13 protein-coding genes and 1 pseudogene are annotated in these 20301 nt (G+C 70.9%); 5 read left to right on the plus strand and 9 right to left on the minus strand.

The features are described from left to right. From pulA to OHS33_RS10405, 4 genes and pseudogenes are all read right to left on the minus strand, one after another. Complete coding sequence (gene pulA / locus OHS33_RS10390; protein WP_330330100.1) at window positions 1-5412, minus strand: pullulanase-type alpha-1,6-glucosidase; 5412 nt, start codon at window positions 5410-5412, stop codon at window positions 1-3. 57 nt (window positions 5413-5469) lie between these two features. Further along, on the minus strand, window positions 5470-7167 hold the full coding sequence (locus OHS33_RS10395; protein WP_330330101.1) for a carbohydrate-binding module family 20 domain-containing protein: 1698 nt from the start codon (window positions 7165-7167) through the stop codon (window positions 5470-5472). Window positions 7168-7786: 619 nt separating this feature from the next. Further along, window positions 7787-8452, minus strand: coding sequence for a YdcF family protein (locus OHS33_RS10400; RefSeq protein WP_330330102.1), 666 nt, complete (start codon window positions 8450-8452; stop codon window positions 7787-7789). A 22-nt stretch (window positions 8453-8474) separates the two neighbouring features. Beyond that, window positions 8475-9314, minus strand: a pseudogene (locus OHS33_RS10405) (hypothetical protein). A gap of 154 nt (window positions 9315-9468) precedes the next feature. On the opposite strand from OHS33_RS10405, the gene OHS33_RS10410 reads away from it, so the two are divergent. Next, window positions 9469-9651: a hypothetical protein gene (locus OHS33_RS10410; RefSeq protein ID WP_330330103.1), complete on the plus strand. Its 183-nt coding sequence runs from the start codon at window positions 9469-9471 to the stop codon at window positions 9649-9651. A 334-nt stretch (window positions 9652-9985) separates the two neighbouring features. Further along, on the plus strand, window positions 9986-10351 hold the full coding sequence (locus OHS33_RS10415) for a peptidoglycan-binding domain-containing protein (protein ID WP_330330104.1): 366 nt from the start codon (window positions 9986-9988) through the stop codon (window positions 10349-10351). A gap of 34 nt (window positions 10352-10385) precedes the next feature. On the opposite strand, the gene OHS33_RS10420 is transcribed toward OHS33_RS10415, so the two are convergent. The 5 genes from OHS33_RS10420 to OHS33_RS10440 are packed head-to-tail and all read right to left on the minus strand — an operon-like array spanning window position 10386 to window position 16271. Continuing rightward, entirely contained in the window at window positions 10386-11408 is a 1023-nt protein-coding gene (locus OHS33_RS10420) for a LacI family DNA-binding transcriptional regulator (protein WP_443065278.1), read from the minus strand. Next, entirely contained in the window at window positions 11393-13030 is a 1638-nt protein-coding gene (locus OHS33_RS10425; RefSeq protein ID WP_330330106.1) for a glycoside hydrolase family 13 protein, read from the minus strand. The genes OHS33_RS10420 and OHS33_RS10425 overlap by 16 nt, the downstream gene beginning before the upstream one ends. 46 nt (window positions 13031-13076) lie before the next feature. Then, on the minus strand, window positions 13077-13961 hold the full coding sequence (locus tag OHS33_RS10430; RefSeq protein ID WP_443065279.1) for a sugar ABC transporter permease: 885 nt from the start codon (window positions 13959-13961) through the stop codon (window positions 13077-13079). Between the two features lie 2 nt (window positions 13962-13963). Then, window positions 13964-14992: a carbohydrate ABC transporter permease gene (locus OHS33_RS10435; protein ID WP_330330107.1), complete on the minus strand. Its 1029-nt coding sequence runs from the start codon at window positions 14990-14992 to the stop codon at window positions 13964-13966. A 7-nt stretch (window positions 14993-14999) separates the two neighbouring features. Further along, window positions 15000-16271 (minus strand): extracellular solute-binding protein, encoded by a 1272-nt coding sequence (locus OHS33_RS10440; RefSeq protein WP_330330108.1) that lies wholly within the window; start codon window positions 16269-16271, stop codon window positions 15000-15002. Between the two features lie 222 nt (window positions 16272-16493). Here OHS33_RS10440 and OHS33_RS10445 point away from each other — a divergent pair, with 222 nt between their 5' ends. From OHS33_RS10445 to OHS33_RS10455, 3 genes are all read left to right on the plus strand, one after another. Beyond that, window positions 16494-18146, plus strand: a complete 1653-nt coding sequence (locus tag OHS33_RS10445; RefSeq protein WP_330330109.1) for a glycoside hydrolase family 13 protein — start codon at window positions 16494-16496, stop codon at window positions 18144-18146. A gap of 25 nt (window positions 18147-18171) precedes the next feature. Further along, entirely contained in the window at window positions 18172-19194 is a 1023-nt protein-coding gene (locus OHS33_RS10450; protein ID WP_330330110.1) for a LacI family DNA-binding transcriptional regulator, read from the plus strand. Window positions 19195-19336: 142 nt separating this feature from the next. After that, a complete protein-coding gene (locus tag OHS33_RS10455; RefSeq protein WP_330330111.1) occupies window positions 19337-20254 on the plus strand; it encodes a phosphatase PAP2 family protein in 918 nt (305 codons plus the stop codon). Window positions 20255-20301 lie beyond the last annotated feature (47 nt).

A 20301-nucleotide genomic window follows, 5' to 3' on the forward strand; every position in this document is an offset into this window, starting at 1 on the left:
TCAGCGGGCTCCCTGCGCCGCCCCCTTCGTCGTGAAGACGGCCACCGTGCGGGCCGGGACCGTGAAGCCGCCGGTCCCGGTGTCGTACGCCGCGGACTTGACCACCGGGTCGGCGCCCGCGGCCTGGCGCGGGTGCAGGACGTACGGCCGTCCGGCGAGGGACGGTACGCGCTGCTGCTGCGCGGTGGGCGTGGCGTTGAAGACCACCACGAGGTCGCCGAGGGTCATGGTGATGACGCCCGGGGTCTCCGCCGGGCCCGCGAGCGGGAAGGCCAGCCGCGCCTGGACCTCGGCCGTGCCGGTCAGGGCGAAGTCGGCTTCGGTGGTGCGGATGGACAGCAGGTCCCGGTAGGCGGCCGAGGCACCGGTGATGTCGGTGCAGGACGGGCCGGGGGTGGTCAGCAGCGGGGCGGCGTACGGCCACTTCGCCCGGTTGTCGGCGGCGGGCGGCAGGCCCCGGCCGAAGCCGTTGCCCGTGCCACTGGCGTCCGCGCAGGTCCAGTGGATGGCGTTGAACCAGTCGCCGCTGTCGAAGGAGTTGCGGTCCAGGGACTTCGAGCGCAGCAGGTCGGTGCCCGCCTGGGAGAGCGAGGGGCCCTGGGAGAGGGTGGCCGTGGCCATCGCCAGGACCTGCATACGGGCCTGGTCGGCGGCCGGGGTCGCGGGCGGGAGCTTGTATTTGAGGGCGTCGTACAGCGACTCGTTGTCGTGGGCGTCCGCGTAGGCGAGCGCGTCGCCCGGCGCCGCCGCGTATCCGGCGCCCTGGCCGTTGTAGTCCAGCTGCGCGCCCGTGACCGTACGGCCGGTGGCGTCCGTGAAGCGGTAGCCCGCCAGGTTGCCGGTCAGCCCGACCTTGATCAGGTCCTGGGCGTGCCGCAGCCGGGCGAGCTGCTGCTCGGGGGTGCCGTTGGCGGCGGCCGCGTTGGGGTCGGTGAACAGGCCGGAGGCGAAGCCCTGGACGCGCGGGTCCTCGTCGAAGGGGCCGCCGCCGCGGACCGCGTCGCGGGCCCGGTCGGAGAAGGTGGCGATGCCGGTGCCCGCCATGTTCTTCTGGGTGGCCTGGACGAAGCGGGCGTCATCGGCGGCCTCGCCGAAGTTCCAGCCCTCGCCGTAGAGGATGACCTTCTTCCCGTCGACCCCGTCCTTGGCGGGGGTCAGCCGGTCCAGGGCGGCGCGCACGGCCAGGATGTTGGCCTTCGGCTGGTGTCCCATCAGGTCGAAGCGGAAGCCGTCGACCTTGTACTCCTTGGCCCAGGTGACGACCGAGTCCACGACCAGGCGGCCCATCATGGCGTTCTCGGTGGCGGTGTTGGAGCAGCAGCTGCTGGTGGCGACGGAGCCATCGGCGAGGAGGCGCTGGTAGTAGCCGGGGACCACGCGGTCCAGGACGGACAGGTCCGACTGGCCGGAGGCCGCGGTGTGGTTGTAGACCACGTCCATCACCGTGCGCAGGCCCGCGCCGTTGAGGGACTGGACCATGCGGCGGAACTCCACCGTGCGGGCGGTGCCGTTCGGGTCGCTCGCGTACGAGCCCTCCGGGACGGTGTAGTGGAGCGGGTCGTAGCCCCAGTTGTAGGCGTCCTTCGCGGCGGCGGCCGCCACGCAGGCCTGCTGCTGCGGGGAGTCGGGGGCGTAGACCGTGAGGTCGCAGGCGGGGGTGGTGCGGTTGGCCGGGTCCTCGGGGATGGTGGCGATGTCGAAGGCCGGGAGCAGGTGGACGTAGGAGGTGCCGGCCGCGGCGAGGGAGCGCAGGTGCTTCATGCCGGCCGAGTCGGTGTCGGTGAAGGCCAGGTACTGGCCGGGGTGCTTGCTGGTGGGGTCGGCGATCGAGAAGTCCCGGATGTGGAGTTCCTGGATCTGGGCCGAGGTGAAGGGGACGGGCGCGGGTTTGCGCAGGTCGCGCCAGCCGGGTGGCTGGAGCGCGGGGGCGGCCAGGTCGGTGACCAGGCTGTACGTCGAGTCGGTGGTCAGCGCGGTGGAGTAGGGGTCGGTGACCAGGTTGCGGACCACCTGGCGCACGCTCGGGGCCCAGACGGTCACCGCGTAGCGGTAGCGCTTGCCGGTCCAGGAGCGCTCGCCGTCCACCGACCAGACGCCGGTGGCGTCGTCGCGGTGCATGGGGACGGTGCGGGCGCCGCCGTCGAGTTCGAGGGAGACCTGCTGGGCGGTGGGCGCCCAGAGCGCGAGCCGGGGGCCGCGGGCGGAGAAGGTGGGGCCGAGCGGGGTGGTGTTCGCGTACAGGTCGTCCAGTACGCCCGCCAGCTGGACCCCGGTGGCGGCGAGCACGGCGCCGTTCGCGGCGCGGGCGCTCGCGACGAGCTGCCCGCGCAGCGCCTCGCGCACCCGGTCGCGGTCGCGCGGGTCGACGGTGAAGGCGGTGTACGCGGCCAGGTGCGGGAACTTCTTCTTCTGTACGTCGCTCAGCGCGCCCGGGGTCAGCCGCAGCCAGCGGGCCTTGTCGGTGCCGGTGAGGGCGCCGTCCGCGGCCTTGATCCCGCCCTCGCGGGAGGCCAGGAGCTGGACTGAAGCGGCGGCGGGCGGGGCGTTCCAGGCGAGGGTGTCGCGGTCGATCCAGACGGCCTCGGCCTTGGTGAGGTCGAGGGCGGCGGCGGATCCGGCGGGCTGCGGGAGCAGGTACTTCTGGCGGCCCGCGAGCAGCCAGGCCTCGTGGCCGGTGGCCTTGAGATCGAGGGACTGGTCGGTGGGGAGGTCCTTCTCGTCGCCCTTGTGGAGGATGTAGCTGAGCGAGGTGGCGCCGGGGGCGAGCGGGACCTCGTAGACCGCGCCGTAGGAATCGGTGCGGGCGGGGAGCAGCGGCTTGGACCAGTCGGTGGGGGTGGCGGCGCCGGTCCACACGTGCAGGCCCCAGCCGTCGTAGGCGCCGTCGGCGCGCTGGAGGTGGAGGACGGCCTTGTTCTGGTCCTGCGGCGGGTAGGCGGGCCGGTCGGTGCGGGCGGGCTCCTTGCCCTGCTCCAGCCAGATCTCGCCGGTCTTCGTCACGTCGATGGTGCGGTCGGCGGCGACGTCCTTGGTGCCGTCCTTGTCGATGACCAGGTAACCGACGCTGCTCGCGCCGGGCTTGAGCTTGACGTGGGCGAAGGCGCCGTAGGCGTCGCGGCCGGTGAAGTCGTGCCCGGCGGGCCAGGTGGTGGCTTCGCCGTCCGCGAGGTCGCCCCAGGCGTAGAGGCGCCAGTTGGTGTAGTCGCCGTCGGGGCGGTGGTAGTGGACGACCGCGTCCTCGCGCTGGGTGGCGGTGGGGACCTCGGGGGGCGGGGCCTGGCCGGCGGTGGAGGCGGCCAGCGCGCTCGCGGTGCGGCCGGAGGCGTCGATGACGACGGCCTTGTAGCGCAGCGGGGTGCCCTGGGGGGCGGTGATGTGCTGGGTGACCTTGTAGGGGGCGTGGTCGGCGGAGCCGAGGACCTGCCAGGGGTCGTTGCCGCTCTGGGCGGCGAAGACGACGCGGTTCAGGCCGCTCGGGCCGCTCGGGCCGCCGCCGGTGACGGTGGCGGACAGTTCGGCGGTGCCCGTGGTGCCGGGGGCGGGCGGGGCGAGGGTGACGGCGGGGCGGGTGGCGGGGGCCGGGAGGGGGGTGGTGGCCATGAGGACCACGCTGCCGAGGGCGGGGGCGGTGACGGAGAGCTTGCCGGTGGAGGAGGCCCAGACCGTGGTGGTGCCCGCGCCGCCGTAGAGGACGGTGTAGGCGGCGCCCGCCGGGGCGTCGAGTTCCACGGTGCGGGGGGCCGGGCCGTTGTTGGCGGCGACCAGGTACTCGGTGCGGGTGCGGGGGTCCGTACGGGCGAAGGCGTAGACGGAGCCGTCGGCGAGGCGCTCGCTCTGGACGCCGTCGCGCAGGGCGGGGTGGGCCTTGGTCAGCTTCGAGAGAGCACTGATCTGCTGGTAGAGCGGGTGTCCCGGATCGTAAGCATCGCTCGCGTGTGTGCGCACTGTTCCGAGCTGGTCGTCATCGAGGTAGTCCGGGGTCTTGGAGGCGAAGAGGGACTGGCGGGCGTCCTTGTCGCCGCCCGCGCCCGTGAAGCCCTGCTCGTCGCCGTAGTAGATGACCGGGTTGCCCCGGGAGAAGAACATCAGCTCGTTCGCCAGCCGGTAGCGGTCCAGAAGCTCCTGCTCCCCCGCCCCCGGCCGGTCCTGCTTCAGGAAGGAGCCGAACCTCCCCATGTCGTGGTTGCCGAGGAAGGTCACCTGCTCGTAGGCGTTCGCCTTGTCGCTGGTGTACCGGTAGTCCTCGCCGAGGACGGACGCCAGCCGCCCGGCTCCGGCGCCCTGGGCGGCGTACGCCCGGATCGCGTCCTGGAGCGGGAAGTCCAGGGTGGCGTCGAGGCGCCCCCGCGTCACGTACGGCGAGGTGACGGCGGTGTCCGCGGAGTACACCTCGCCGAACATGAAGAACTTCGGGCGCCCGCGCTTGGCCGCGTACGCGTCGAGGGCGGTGGCCCACTGCGTCCAGAACGGCAGGTCGACGTGCTTGACGGTGTCGATCCGGAAGCCGTCGATATCGAAGTCCCGCACCCACTTCTCGTAGATCTTCTCCATCCCGCTGACCACCTCGGGACGCTCGGTCCACAGGTCGTCGAGCCCGGAGAAGTCGCCCTGCTCGGCGGACTCGCCCGCGAAGGTCGAGTCACCGCGGTTGTGGTACATCGCCGGATCGTTCAGCCAGGCCGGGACCTTCGCGTCCTTCTTCGCCGCGGGCACGAGCGGCGTGCGCGGGAAGGAGGCCGGACCCGTCTTCGGGAAGGGCTTCTTCCCGTCCGCGTAGTCGGAGTCGTCGAAGGCCACCCCGTCCTTGGTCAGATAGGGAAAGGCCCCCTTCGACAGATAGGAGTGGGACGTCCCCTCATAGTCGACGACATCGGCGGTGTGGTTGGTGATGACATCGAAGAAGACCTTCATCCCCTTCCCGTGCGCCTTGTCGATCAGCCGCTCCAGGTCGGCGTTGGTCCCGAAGTGCGGGTCGACCTGGGTGAAGTCCGTGATCCAGTACCCGTGGTAGCCCGCCGAGGCGTTCGAACCCTCGCCCTGCACCGGCTGGTTCTTGAAGATGGGCGCCATCCAGATGGCGGTGGTGCCCAGCCCCTTGATGTAGTCCAGCCGGTCGGTCAGCCCCTTGAGGTCCCCGCCCTGGTAGAAGCCCTTGTCGGTCGGGTCGAAACCGGTCTGCATGCGGCTGCCGGTCAGCCCGCCCCGGTCATTGCGCGGGTCGCCGTTCGCGAACCGGTCCGGGAGGACGAAGTAGAACTGCTCCCGGGTGAGATCGTGCCGGGCGGGCTGCGCCGCCAGTTTCGCGTCCGAGGGCGGCGGAGCGGGAGCCTTGACGGCGGCCGCCGCGGGGAGTGCGGGCAGGAGGGCCACCGCCAGCGCGGCGGCGACGGTTCCTGCGACGGGGCGTATCAAGGCGGAATCTCCTCGGGACGGGGCGGATGGGCTGAGGCGGCGGGGTGGAGCGACGGATCAGTTGCGCCAGGTGTCGCTGAGGGCGACCTTGCCGCTCGCGGGGACGGTGGCCGTACGGTTGGCGCCGCTCTCCCAGGTGACGTTGCCCGCGGCGTCCTTGCGGACGTACTTGTAGGCGAAGGTCGTCCCGGCGGGCAGGGAGACGTCGAGCTTCCAGACCGGGTAGGCGGCCGGGTCGAGCTTGAGCGCGGAGGCGGTGTTCCAGTTCCCCAGCGCGCCCTGGTCACCGGTGACGTAGATGTTCTGGCCGGGCACGGTGGTGGCGTTGACCGCGAAGGAGGCCCCGGCCGCGGCGGGCGGGGGCGTCGTACCGCCCGCGCACGTGCGGGCGTTGACGTGGAGCGCGACGGCCGTGTCCGGTCCGAGGGTCGCCGTGAACTGCCCGGAGCCGTTCACCGTGACGCCCCGGCCGCTCTGCACGTCGCAGTAGTCGCCCGCCGGGAGCGAGGTCTGGAAGGTCCGGGTCAGCGCCGACGCCTCGTGGTTGATGGCGACGTACGCCGTCGCCCCGCGTCCGAAGGCGATCTGGTCGCCGCCGTTGTCCCACCAGTTGGTGACGGCCTGACCGCGGGCGGAGTTGTGGAAGCCCACCATCGAGGAGATCTCGCGCCAGGCGTGCTGGCACGTCCACCCGTCGCTGTAACAGGAGTTGACGGCCCCGCCATTGGGCGGACCGGCGTCCCGGTCGGTGAACGCGTACCCCGAGTGCACGTCCGGGGAGCCGTAGGGCCAGGCCAGCATGAAGACGTTGGCGAGGGTGTAGGTGGCGCCCGCGGTCTGGTTGAGGGTGTCACCGCCGCGCTCGGTGTCGTGGTTGTCGACGAAGACGGCGGCCTGGCCGCTGGGCATGTACCCCCAGGCCTCGCCGAAGTTCTTGAGGGAGGCGAGGTTCTCGTTCTGGAAGATCCGCTTGAGGTCGCGGGCGTAGCGGAACTCCTGCACGTCACCGTTGCCGAGGTACTCGCTCGGCGAGACGGCCTCGCCCGCGCCGTAGATCGCCTCCTGCTTCCAGTAGGCGTCCGGCTTGGTCAGCCGGGACTTGATGTTGGCGAGGTCGGCGGCGGGCATGTGCTTGGCGGCGTCGATGCGGAAGCCGTCGACCCCGAGGGAGAGCAGGTCGTTCAGGTACCCGGCGATGCGCCCGCGCACGTACTCCTCGCCGGTGTCCAGGTCGGCCAGCTGCACCAGCTCGCAGTTCTGGATGTTGGCGCGGTCCTGGTAGTTGGAGATGGTGGCGCGGCAGTCGTCCATGTCGGCGCCGGAGTAAAGACCCGGGTAGTTGTACTTCGTGTACGAACTGCCCCCGGTTCCGGTGCCGTCGGAGGCGGCCATGTGGTTGATCACGGAGTCGGCGACGACCTTCACGCCCGCCGTGTGGCAGGTGTCGACCATCGCCTTGAACCCGGCCCGGTCACCGAGCCGCCCGGCGATCTTGTAGCTCACGGGCTGGTACGAGGTCCACCACTGGGACCCCTGGATGTGCTCCTGGGGCGGCGAGACCTGCACGTACCCGTACCCGGCGGGGCCGAGGCTATCGGTGCAGGCCTTGGCGACGGAGGCGAAGTTCCACTCGAAGAGGACGGCGGTGACGTCCCGTTGGGCGGGCGGCGAGGCGACGGCCTGCGGCGCCTGCCAGGTGAAGGCGGCGGCGCTGAGGACGGTGAGCGCGACCACGGCTCTGTGGATGCGGGGCATGGGGGGCCTCCTGGCGAAAGAGGTGGGGATTGTTGGCGACCGTAGGCCCCGCCCCTGCCCGCTGCAAGACCTTGCGCAAGAGATTGCAGAATTGTTTCTCCGCCGTGTCCTGGCGGGTCCTGCCGGGTTCCGCGCGGGAGCGTCAGGCGCGGACGCGCCTGGGGGCACGCAGGAGTCGGCCCGGGGCGCAGCGGAGGCCCGCCTGGCCACGCGGGTCGGGCAGCAGTACGGCTACGACATGCCGGAGTGGATCGTGCTGACGGTGGACGGCGGCGCAGACGGTCGCGGTCCCGGAAGGCTCAGCGGCCAGTGGCTCCGCCGCGACGACGGGCCTTCACCGCAGCGGTGTACTGCTCACGCGTCAGGTCTTCCGCGCCGGCCGGTCCCGCACCGATATGAGCGGCGCCGACTGCGGCGGTCCGGCCGCTGCCGAACGCGGCCCCCACTGGCTCCGGGGCCTGGACGAGGCGGGCCCAGTGCGGACCGGCCCGGTAAGCGGGTGAACTCGACGTCGTCGAGGGCGATCCACGTGTCCGCCGCGAACAGCTTGACCAGCGTGGCCCGCCTCGGAAACAGGCTGGGCCGGTGGATGGCACACAGCCCACCCCGCGCCGGGAAATCAGGAGATGAGGCGGCTTGTGAAGCCGTCGCGGATGAGGGATTCGTACGCGTCACGTACGTCCTCCGGGACATCCTGGGCGATGGCGAACCCGTTCTTCGGATACTCGATCACCCGCTGGAGATCACCGACGAGCATGTCGAGGACGAGTTTCTCGTCGCCGATGCTCTTGAGGTAGTCGTCCAGCTCAAGCGGCTCCGAGGCACAGATGATCTCGACCTCCGGCCACAGCTTGCGGGCGGTGGCGAAGGACCGTCGCTCCATATACGGCTTGGAGACCAGCAGGACGGTCTTCGGGATTATGCCGTTCGCGGCCAGGAGTTCGCGGCTGAGGGTGATGTTCTGGCCGGTGTTCGCGGCGTTCGGTTCGACGAGGATCGCGTCGTCGGGGACGCCGAGTTCACGTGCGTGCTCGCGGAAGTGGACCGCTTCGCCACGGGGGAACCGGGCCCGGGTGGTGGGGCTGTTGCCGCCGGTGAACACGAGGACCGGGAAGAGACCAGTGCGATAGAGGCCGGCGGAGGCGGCGGCGACTCCGAGGTCGTGGCTGCCCAGTCCGATCGCGACGTCCACCGGGGCCAGATCGTGGCCCATCTGGTGGTAGTCCCAGATCAGCTTGGCCTTGCGCCACTGGTCCTCGGTGATCGTCTGCTGGATGTCCGTCACGCGATCTTCTCCCTGGTCACCGTCATCGGAGGCCGCTGGCGCCCTCGCTCATGGCCCTGATGCCCTCGATGCTGGCCAGCTGGTGCCTGAGGCCGAACCGCCCGGCCAGTTTGGCTGCTTTGCCGAGGACGTGAAGGCCATCATCGCGGGTGGCCGGGTCGGAGAGCAGGATGTGGCCGTGTGCGGTTTCCAGGCGGACCCGCTGCATCGGCGCATCGGTCGCGGCCGTGCTGCGGGCGATGGAGATGAAGTGCAGGGCGTTCGTCAGGTCACCGGCGCCGCGGCGGGCCAGGGCGAGCTTCTGGTGGGCGACCGACCAGTCCTCGGGCTCGGCGAGGTCTTCGAACTCCCGGGTCGCGGCGAGCATGACGCGGGAGGCATGGCTGTGGCTGGAGATCGCCCAGCAGGGCAGTCGAACGGGCGAAGAGGTAGAGGCCCTTGTCATCGAGGGCGGTCGGCTTGAACCGTCCGAGCCAGCGGCGGATCAAGCTGTCGGCGAAGGTGAAGTCCTGCCGCGACAGGGCGACCATGGCCCGGTCAAGATCGTCGGTCCACGACTCGTACTCCCAGGCCAGGGGCCCACTGCTGGTCACCCGGCGAGCACTGGCGGCGGGAGCGGTCCGGCCGGCTTCGGACAGGAAGGTCTCGAAGCGGAGGTGGGCGGCGGCATCCGCGCGGGCCAGAGCGGTATCCAAGATCGCCTGGGTGTCCTGGCGGGGCTCGGTCGCGGCCAGGAGCTTCTCCCACTTGGAGATCGTCCTGATGCCGACGCCGAGGTGGCCGGCGAATGATCGGACGCTCAGCCGCAGCGCAAGACGCAGGGCACGGCCTCCAGGCCGGTCCAGTGGTGCACGGTCGCCACACGTCGCTCCCTTCCTGCCGCCATCGAAGCACGGCCCGCACGAGCGGGGGGACACACGTGCAACGGAAGTACAACAGGCGGTCATTTCCGAAGCTTTGGGGCAGGTCCAGGCTGAGTGCTGACACAGCCGACGGACCTTTGGACGGACACCACCATGAAACCCCTCACCGAGCATCGCGGCGTCAGCGGTCCGGTCGTTTACGGCTACCTGCGGCTGGTCCAGGCCTCCCCGGCCCGCCAGACGGCCCTGAACGAGGCTCTGGCCGAGTACTGCCGCCAGCACGAGCTGACGCTCTCGGGGGTGTCCACCGAACGGGACACCGGGAGCATCCCCTGACCGAACATGGAGGCGAGGCCGGGGCTCAGCCAGGCAGTCCTCGACCGCGCTCGCGTCGGCTGGGAGCGTTTCCTCTCCTCCCTTGAGGAGTCGGCCGATGACTGAGCGGTACGTGTACGTTCCCCATCGCCTGCTGCGCCGCCGTGTGCGCGATGTCGCGTCCGCCTGACCGGCGGGCATGGGGGCGGGGTCCTGCGGCTCTCCCGGGGGCAGGCGTACGGGAGTTGACGGTGAATCAATGGATCTTCAGACGGTAAGGTTTGCGCCAGTGAGGGGCGTTGTTGCGCCATCACATGGCCACATCTGAGTGCTGACCCAAGGATGGCTTTACTTCATGAAGATCGGTTCGAAGGCCGTGCGGGTTGCCGCGGGGCTGGCTCTTTCGATGACCGCGGTGATCGGCTTCAGCGGGACCGCGCAGGCCAACCACATGGCTCCCACGCTGCGGTACGGATCCTCCGGGTACGCGGTCGAGTGCGTACAGATTCTGCTCAACCGGGCCGGGCTCGGGCACAGCATCAAGGTCGACGGCCAGTACGGGCGTGACACCAAGGGGATGGTGGAGGACTTCCAGCGGGCGCGCGGGCGGCTGGACATCGACGGCGTCGTCGGCAGGCAGACCGGTGGCGCCCTGTGGGAGCTGACCTACAGCCAGCCGAGGTGGTACACCGACTGCTTCGACTACATACCGACCCCGTAGGAGTCGTCAGTCGTCAGTCGTCGGCCCGGCCCCGTCACTCCCGTGGCGGGGCCTGGGCCGTTGAGCCGCGGACGACCAGTTCCGGCTGGAACACGAACTCCGTGCGCTGGACCGGGGTGCCGCCCACCGCCTCCAGCAGGGCGCCCACCGCCGCCGTCGCCATCGCGCGGACCGGCTGGCGGATGGTGGTCAGCGGCGGGTCGGTGAAGGCGATCAGCGGGGAGTCGTCGAAGCCGACCACCGACACGTCCTCCGGGACGCGAAGGCCCCGTTCGCGGGCCGCCCGGATGACGCCCAGCGCCATCGGGTCGCTCCCGCACACGATCCCCGTGCAGCCGCGGTCCAGCAGTGCGCCCCCCGCCGCGTGCCCGCCCTCCACCGTGAACAGGGTGCGCTGGATCAGGCCCTCCGCCTCGGCCGTCGGCACCGCGGCGAGGAAGCCCTGCTCCTTGCGGGCCGAGGGGACGTAGCGCGTCGGCCCGATCGCCAGGCCGATCCGCCGGTGCCCGAGGTCCTCCAGGTGCCGGACCGCCATGTCCGCCGCCGCCCGGTCGTCCGGCGAGATGAACGGCGCGTTCACCTGCTCGTTGAAGCCGTTGATCAGCACGAACGGCACCCCGCGCGCCGCGAGCCGCCGGTAGCGGGCCGGGTCCGCCGAGGAATCCGCGTGGAGCCCCGACAGGAACACGATCCCCGTCACCCCCCGCTCCTCCAGCTGCTCCACCAGCTCGTCCTCGGTGGCCCCGCCGGGGGTCTGCGTGCACAGCACCGGCGTGTACCCGTGCCCGGCCAGCGCCTGCTCGATGACCTGGGCGAACGCCGGGAAGATCGGGTTGGTCAGCTCGGGGGTGAGCAGCCCGACGAGCCCGTTGCTGCGCCGGCGCAGCCGTACGGGCCGTTCGTAGCCGAGCAGGTCGAGCGCGGCCAGCACCTTGTGCCGGGTGCCGGCCGCGACGCCCGCCTTGCCGTTGAGCACCCGGCTGACGGTCGCCTCGCTGACCTGGGCCTGCGCGGCGATGTCCGTCAGCCGTAGGGGGGAGGTCACCCCTGCCACCACACCGCCGTGTCGGCCGGGAGCAGCTCCGGGTCGGCCAGCGGGCCGCTGGCCAGCAGTACGGTTCCGGGCGCGGGGACGCGTACCGCCTCGCCGCCCGTGTTCACCGTGCAGACGAACTCCCCGCGCCGGAAGGCCAGCACCCCGGCCGGGGCGGCCAGCCACTCCACCGCGTCCCCGGCGCCCAGGTCGGCCCGCTCGCGCCGGATCCGCAGCGCGGCGCGGTACAGCTCCAGGGTGGAGTGCGGGTCCCCGGTCTGCGCGGCCACGCTCAGCCCCGCCCACTCCACCGGCTGCGGCAACCAGCTCCCCCCGCTCCCGAACCCGTACGGAGCCACCTCACCCGACCACGGAATCGGCACCCGGCACCCGTCCCGCAAACCATCCTGACCCGCACTGCGCGAGAACGCCGGATCCTGCCGCACCCCGTCCGGCAGGTCCACCACCTCCGGCAGACCCAGCTCCTCCCCCTGATACACATACGCCGACCCCGGCAACGCCAGCATCAGCAACGCCGCCGCCCGCGCACGCGCCAGACCCCGCGCCCCACCCCCGTACCGCGTCACATGCCGCACCACATCGTGATTCGACAGCACCCACGTCGTCGGAGCACCCACGGGCCGCATCGCGTCGAGCGATTCGTCGATGGTGGCGCGCAGCGCCTCCGCGTCCCACCCGGTGTTCAGGTACTGGAAGTTGAAGGCCTGGTGCAGTTCGTCGGGCCGCAGGTAGAGCGCGGTGCGGTCCGCGCTCGGGGTCCACGCTTCGGCGACCCCGATGCGGTCACCGGCGTACTCCTCCAGCACGGTCCGCCAGGAGCGGTAGATCTCGTGGACGCCGTCCTGGTCGAAGAAGGGCAGCACCTGGTTGCCGAGCAGCTTGAGCTGCTCGTCGCGGCCGAGGTCGGGCAGGCCGGGGGCCTTGACCAGGCCGTGCGCGACGTCGATGCGGAAGCCGTCGGCGCCGAGGTCCAGCCAGAACCGCAGGATCGAGCGGAACTCGTCCTGGACGGCGGGGTGTTCCCAGTTGAAGTCGGGCTGCTCCGGAGCGAAGAGGTGCAGGTACCACTCCCCGCCCGAGCCGCCCGAGCCGCCCGAGCCGTCCGAGCCATCGGCGACCCGCGTCCAGGCCGGCCCGCCGAAGATCGACTCCCAGTCGTTCGGCGGCAGTTCCCCGTCCGCCCCGCGCCCCGGCCGGAAGTGGAAGCGTTCGCGCAGCGGGGTGCCGGGGCCCTCCCGGAGTGCCTGCTTGAACCATTCGTGCTGGTCGGAGCAGTGGTTGGGGACCAGGTCCACGATGATCCGCAGGCCCAGTGCGTGGGCTTCGCGGATCACGGCGTCGGCGTCGTGCAGGCTGCCGAACATCGGGTCGATGGCGCGGTAGTCGGCGACGTCGTAGCCCGCGTCGGCCTGCGGGGAGGCGTAGAACGGGCTGAGCCAGACGGCGTCGACGCCCAGTTCCTTGAGGTAGGGCAGCCGGGTCCGGACGCCTTCGAGGTCGCCCATCCCGTCCCCGTTGCTGTCAGCGAAGCTGCGCGGATAGACCTGGTAGATCACCGCTTCCCGCCACCAGCCGGGCTGGGTGCCGGTCGGGGTGGGAAGAGCGTCGGCGAGGTGCTGGGTCATGTCGTCCTTGGAGAGATCGGGCCGGTGTACGCGTCGGGCAGGGTGGTCAGCCCTTGGTCGCGCCCGCGGTCATGCCGGCGACGAGGTGGCGCTGGGCGAAGACGAAGAAGATCGCCGCGGGGATCGCGATGAGGACGGAAGCCGCCGTCATCGGACCCCAGTTGGCGGTGTACTGGGTGACGAAGGTCTGGAGACCTCCGGCCAGCGTGAGGTTGTCGTCGCCGACCAGGAAGGCGGAGGCGTACGCGACCTCGCCCCAGGCGGTGATGAACGAGTAGAAGGCGGTGACCGCGAGGCCCGGCCGGGCCAGCGGGAGGATCAGCCGCCAGAAGGTCCCGAAGGGGTTGAGCCCGTCGACCCGGCCCGATTCGTCGATCTCGATCGGGATGGTGTCGAAGAAGCCCTTCATCATCCAGGCGCAGAACGGCACCGCGATGGTGAGGTACGTGATGATCAGGCCGAGCGGCTGGTTGAGCAGCCCCAGCTCTCCCATCAGGTTGTAGAGCGGGACGATGAGGATGGCCATCGGGAACATCTGGGTGATGAGCAGGGTCCACATCAGCGGCTTCATGCCGGGGAAGCGGAACCGGCTGACCGCGTACCCGGTGGTCGCGGCGATGAACACGCCGAGGACCGTGGTGATGCCCGCGACCAGCACCGAGTTGCCGAACCAGGTGAAGAAGGACGTGTGGTCCACCAGGTAGCGGTAGTTGTCGAGGGTGGGGTCCTTGATGAAGTCGGTACTGACCGCCTGCTGCGGCGGCTTGAGCGAGGTCAGCAGGATCCACAGCACCGGGAAGACCGCGACGACGGCCGCGACGACGAGGGTGGCGTGCAGGGCGACGGAGGCGAGCGGTCCGCGCTGCCCGCGCGGCCGCACCGCCTTGGCCTCTTTGACGGCGCCGGATGTGACGGCACTGGAGGTGGTCACGGTCACCACACCTCTCCCTGCTTGCGCAGCGAACGCCGGTAGACCAGCGCGAAGATCATGAGCAGGGCCAGGATGAGGACGCCCCAGGTCGCGGACCCGGCGAAGTCGCGCGGGCTGGTCACGAACGCCTGGCGGAAGGCCTGGGTCACGAGGATCTCGGTGGAGTCGCCCGGCCCGCCCCGGGTGAGCAGGAAGATCACCGGGAACATGTTGAAGGTCCAGATGGTGGAGAGCAGGATCACCGTCATGCTGACCGTGCGCAGCCCCGGCAGGGTGATGTGCCGGAAGCGCTGCCAGGGGCTCGCGCCGTCCATCTCCGCGGCCTCGTACAGCTCGCCGGGGATGGACTGGAGGCCGCCGAGCAGGGCCACCATCATGAAGGGGATGCCCAGCCAGACGTTGACGGTGATGACGGCGAGCTTGGCCCAGGTGGGGTCGTCGAGCCACGGGACGGCGGAGATCCCGCCGCCTTCGAGGACCTTGTTGAGGATGCCGTTGTCGCGGTTGAAGAGGAACCGCCAGGCGAAGACGGAGACGAAGCCGGGGACGGCCCAGGGCAGGATGAGCGCCATCCGGTAGACGGCGCGGCCCCGGAAGTCCCGGTTGAGGATGGTGGCGAGGCCGAGGCCGAGCGCGAAGGTGACGGACACGCACGCGACGGTCCAGATCACCGTCCACACCAGCCGGTCCAGGAAGACCGGGTCGCTCAGCGCGGCCGTGTAGTTGTCGAAGCCGACGAACTGGTACGTCGCGTCGATGGTGTTGGGGCCGATCGTACGGGCGACGTTGCGCTCGTTGGCGTCGGTCAGCGACAGGTAGATCCCGCGGACCAGCGGCCACCCGACGATCACGCCGAGGACGAGCACCACGGGGGTGACCATCGTCCAGGCGTACCAGTGGGTGGCCAGCGCGCGCCGGACCCGGCCGGGGCTGGCCCCGGGCTTGCGGTCGGTCCCGCGCCCCCGGCCGCGGGCGACGTCGATGTCGTCACCCGCGGCCGCGGCCACAGACCGGCTGGTCTGAGATGCCATCGTCGTACTACTTCCAGCCCTTGAGGATCTTGCGGAACTCGACGCCGGTCGCCTTGGCCGCGTCCTCCGGGCTCGACGTGCCGGTGACCGCCTTGGTGAACTGGAGCTTGAGGGGCTCGAAGAGGGAGCCGTTCTCCGGGATCCAGGCGCGCTCGACGGCCTTGTCGACGGCGGGCTTGAAGAACGCGACCATCTCGTTGCCCTTGACCTCCGGCGTCTCGTAGGCGGCGGTGCGGGTCGGGAGCAGGCTCAGTTCCTTGGTGGCCTGGACCTGGACTTCCTGGGAGGTCATGTACTCGACGAAGGCGTGCGCGGCGGTGCGGTTCTTGGAACCGGCGTAGACGGCCAGGTCGTGGCCGCCCTGCGGGGCGCCCGCCTTGACGGAGCCGGCCGGGACCGCGCTGATGCCGAGGTTGGTCTTGTCGGTGAACTGGGCGCCGGAGTAGGTGTCCTTGACCGCCCACGGGCCGTTGACCATCATCGCGACCTCGCCCGACTTGAAGGCGGTCTGCATGTTGTCGTAGCCGTCGGTGGCGTTGGTGACCGCCGCGCCGGAGGTGATCAGGTCGCGGGCGTCCTTGAAGGCCTTGATGCCCGCCGCGTTGTCGATGGTGACCGTCTTGGTCTTGGCGTCGACGAGGTCGCCGCCCTCTCCGTAGATGAAGGGGAGGGACCAGTAGGAGTCGTCGCCGCGCAGGTAGAGGCCGGTCTTGCCGGTCTTCGCCTTGATCGCGGCGGCGGCGGTCTTGAGCTCTTCGAGGTTGGTCGGGGGCTTGACGCCCGCGTCCGCCAGCATCTTCTTGTTGTAGAAGAGGCCGAGGGAGTCGATGACCTGCGGGACGGCGTAGAGCTGGCTCTCGTACTTGCCGCTGGCCGCGGCCTGGGGCAGGAACTCGGCGTCGACCTTCTTGGCCGCGTCGGCGGGGACCTTGTCCAGGTAGCCGAGCGAGGCGAAGTCGGCGACCCAGCCCACGTCGGCGCGGATGACGTCGGGGGCCTCGGCGCCGCTGCTGAAGGCGTTCTTGACCTTGTTCTGCGCGTCGCCGTACGGAACGTTGACGTACTTGACGGTCACCTTCGGGTGCTGGGCGGTGAACGCCTCGGCGATCTTCTGGAAGGTGGCCTTCTCCGTGTCGTTGGAGGTGTCCCACCAGGTGACCGTGCCGGAGATCTCGCCACCGGCGTTGTCGCCGCCGTTGTCGTTCTTGTCGCCGCCGCAAGCCGTCGCCGCGAGCGCCAGAGCCGCGACCAGCGCGGTGGCCGCTATGCCACGCCGCATATGAACTCCTTCGATGATCCCGGCCGCGCCCTCGCGGTCCCGAGTTGCCAGGAACGTAACAAGCCTGAAAGCCGACCGAAAGACCTTGCGGCAATTTTCTGCAAGACCTGGTGATCGTTACATCTGCGTGTCCGTACGGTTGCCGCAGCTTGCTGTTAGTTCGAACCGTCTTCGGGTGAACAGGCCCGCAACCAGGCGCCCGGTCCGGACGTTGACCCCGATATGACCCATGAGCTGACCGCCTCGCGGCTTGCAAGCGCTTCCAGCAACGTCACCGCGAGCGGCGGCTGGTGGCGCGATGCCGTCATCTATCAGGTGTACGTACGGTCCTTCGGAGACAGCGACGGGGACGGCGTCGGCGACCTGCGCGGGGTCCGCGAGCGGCTCCCGCACCTGGCCCGGCTCGGGGTGGACGCCGTCTGGCTCACCCCCTTCTACGTGTCCCCGCAGGCGGACGGCGGCTACGACGTCGCCGACTACCGGGCCGTGGACCCCCTCTTCGGCGACCTCTCCGACGCGGACGACCTCGTCCGGGCCGCCCACGCGCTGGGGCTGCGGGTGATCGTGGACGTGGTGCCGAACCACACCTCCGAGCGGCACCCCTGGTTCCGGGCGGCGCTCGCCGGGGCGCCCGGCGGGCCGGAGCGGGCGCGCTACCACTTCCGGCCGGGGCGCGGGGCGGGCGGGGAGCTGCCGCCGAACGACTGGGAGTCGATCTTCGGCGGGCCGGCCTGGACCCGGGTCGCGGACGGCTCCGGCGGCTCCGATGGGGAGTGGTACCTGCACCTCTTCGCCCGCGAGCAGCCCGATCTGAACTGGGAGCACCCCGGGGTGCGGGAGGAGTTCGACTCCGTCCTGCGGTTCTGGCTGGACCTGGGGGTGGACGGCTTCCGGATCGACGTCGCGCACGGCATGGTCAAGGCGGCCGGGCTGCCGGACCTCGGGCGCGGGGCGCAGGCCACCCTGATCGGCACCGAGCCGCTCCCCTTCTTCGACCAGGACGGGGTGCACGAGATCCACCGCTCCTGGCGCCGGCTGCTCGATACGTACGAGGGCCAGCGGATCGGGGTCGCCGAGGCGTGGGCGCCGACCTCCGAGCGCCTCGCCCTGTACGTGCGGCCCGACGAGCTGCACCAGGCCTTCAACTTCCGGTTCCTCAAGTGCCCCTGGGACGCGGTGGCGATGCGGACGGTCATCGACGAGTCCCTGGCCGCCACCGCCTCCGTCGGCGCTCCGACGACGTGGGTGCTGTCGAATCACGATGTGGTGCGGCATGTGACGCGGTACGGGGGCGGGGCGCGGGGGCTGGCGCGTGCGCGGGCGGCGGCGTTGCTGATGCTGGCGTTGCCGGGGTCGGCGTACGTCTATCAGGGGGAGGAGCTGGGTCTGCCCGAGGTCGTCGACCTGCCGGACTGGGTGCGGCAGGATCCGGCGTTCTCGCGCAGCGCGGGGCAGGACGGGCTCAGGGACGGGTGCCGGGTGCCGATTCCGTGGTCGGGTGAGGTGGCTCCGTACGGGTTCGGGAGCGGCGGGAGCTGGCTGCCGCAGCCGGTGGAGTGGGCGGGGCTGAGCGTGGCCGCGCAGACCGGCGACCCGCACTCCACCCTGGAGCTGTACCGGGCGGCCATCGAGCTGCGCCGGGCCATCCCGGGCCTGGGTGCGGCGGAGCCCGGCCGGACCGGGATGCGGTGGCTGCCCGGGCCCGACGGGGTGCTCCTCTTCACCCGTCCCGGGTTCGTCTGCACCCTCAACACCCGCCCTTCGCCGGTCGAGCTTCCGGCGCCCGGAAGGCCCGTACTGTCCAGTTCGCCGGTGGAGACGGACGGGCGCACCGTCGTGCTTCCCGCCGATACGTGCACGTGGTGGGCAATGTGACGTGCGACCGGTACAGTCCACTCCCATGACCGCGCGGCTTGCCGACATCGCAGCTCAGGCGGGGGTCAGCGAAGCCACAGTCAGCCGGGTCCTCAACGGCAAGCCCGGTGTGGCCGCGGGCACCCGTGAATCCGTGCTGGCCGCGCTCGACGTCCTCGGGTACGAGCGTCCCGTGCGGCTGCGTCAACGCAGCGCCGGTCTCGTCGGGCTGATAACGCCCGAGCTGGACAACCCCATCTTCCCCGCGCTCGCGCAGGTCATCGGTCAGGCCCTCACCCGGCAGGGGTACACGCCGGTGCTGGCCACCCAGACGCCCGGCGGATCCACCGAGGACGAGCTGACCGAAATGCTCGTGGACCGCGGGGTCTCGGGCATCATCTTCGTCTCCGGACTGCACGCGGACACCACCGCCGACATGGGGCGCTACGACCAACTCCGCGGCCAGGGCGTCCCGTACGTCCTCATCAACGGCTTCTCCGACAAGGTGCAGGCCCCCTTCGTCTCCCCCGACGACCGGGCCGCCATGCAGCTCGCGGTGACCCACCTGACGGCCCTCGGCCACACCCGGATCGGGCTGGCCGTCGGGCCCAAGCGGTTCGTGCCGGTGCTCCGCAAGATCGAGGGCTTCCGCCTGGGCATGCGCGAGCGGCTGGGGCTGGACGAGGCCGCGACCGAGGAGCTGATCCAGCACTCGCTGTACACGCTGGAGGGCGGGCAGGCCGCGGCCGGCGCGCTCATCGCCCGCGGCTGCACGGCCATCGTGTGCGCCAGCGACATGATGGCGCTCGGCGCCGTACGGGCCGCCCGGCAGCAGGGGCTGCGGGTGCCGCAGGACGTGTCGGTGGTCGGCTTCGACGACTCGCCGCTCATAGCGTTCACCGATCCGCCGCTGACCACCATCCGGCAGCCGGTCCAGGCGATGGGGCAGGCCGCCGTGCGGACCCTGCTGGAGGAGATCGGCGGGACTCCCGCGCCGCACAGCGAGTTCGTTTTCCTGCCGGAGCTGGTAGTGCGCGGGTCGACGGCCTCCGGCCCGGCCCGCCGCTAGCCCTGACTGACCCTGACCTGCCCTGACCTGCCCTGACCTGTGGTTTTCTCGTACGCGATCGTCCGTAGGGCGGAGCCCGTGCGAGGAAGACCGTACCGGGGGATGATCGGGGCACGAGCGCGATCTGACAGACTCTTTTCCCATGGGTGAAGTGAGCGTGAAGACACTGGATACCAGGACGGACGTCTCGTCACCCGCCGTGTCCGAAGGCGGGACCGTGTCCCCCGGCGGATCCACGAGATCCCCGCGCGGGCTCCTGGACCGGCTGCGCGCGCCGCGCCGGCCGCGGATCTGGTTCGAGGTCCTGCTGATCGCGCTGAGCTACTGGACGTACTCGCTGATCCGCAACTCGGTGCCCGAGGAGAAGGCGGCGGCGCTCGCGAACGCCGACTGGATCTGGGACATCGAGAACACCCTCGGCATCGCCGTGGAGCGGAGCGTCAACCACGCCGTCGACTCGGTGACGTGGCTGATCGTCGGCATGAACTACTACTACGCCACCTTGCACTTCATCGTGACGATCGGCGTGCTGGTGTGGATCTACCGGTTCCATCCGGGGCGGTACGCCGCCGCCCGCCTGGTCCTCTTCGCCACCACCGGGGTGGCCCTGGTCGGCTACTACCTGTTCCCGCTCGCACCGCCCCGGCTGATGAACGGCAGTACGTTCATCGACACCGTGCTCAAGCACCGGACCTGGGGTTCCATGGCCTCCGGCGACCTCAAGCACATGTCGAACCAGTACGCGGCGATGCCGTCCATGCACATAGGGTGGTCGCTCTGGTGCGGGCTGACGGTCTTCGCCGTCGCCTCGGCGCCGTGGGCCCGGATCCTGGGCCTCCTCTACCCCGCGGCGACGCTCGTCGTCATCGTGGCGACCGCCAACCACTTCTGGCTGGACGCCGCGGGCGGCGCGCTCTGCCTGGTCTTCGGCTACCTCGTCTCCCGGACCTGGTACGGATCGCTGCCGCACCGGCTGCCGCGGCACCCCCTGCACACCGGTCCGCACCCGGCCTCGGCCGCGCTGCTGCGCCGGGTCCGCCGGGCCCGCTCCCGCGCCTGAGCCCCGTCCGCGCGACAATGGTGGGGAGGGACGCGTCTGCCGTTGCG

This window comes from Streptomyces sp. NBC_00536 (assembly GCF_036346295.1).
Lineage (GTDB): Bacteria > Actinomycetota > Actinomycetes > Streptomycetales > Streptomycetaceae > Streptomyces.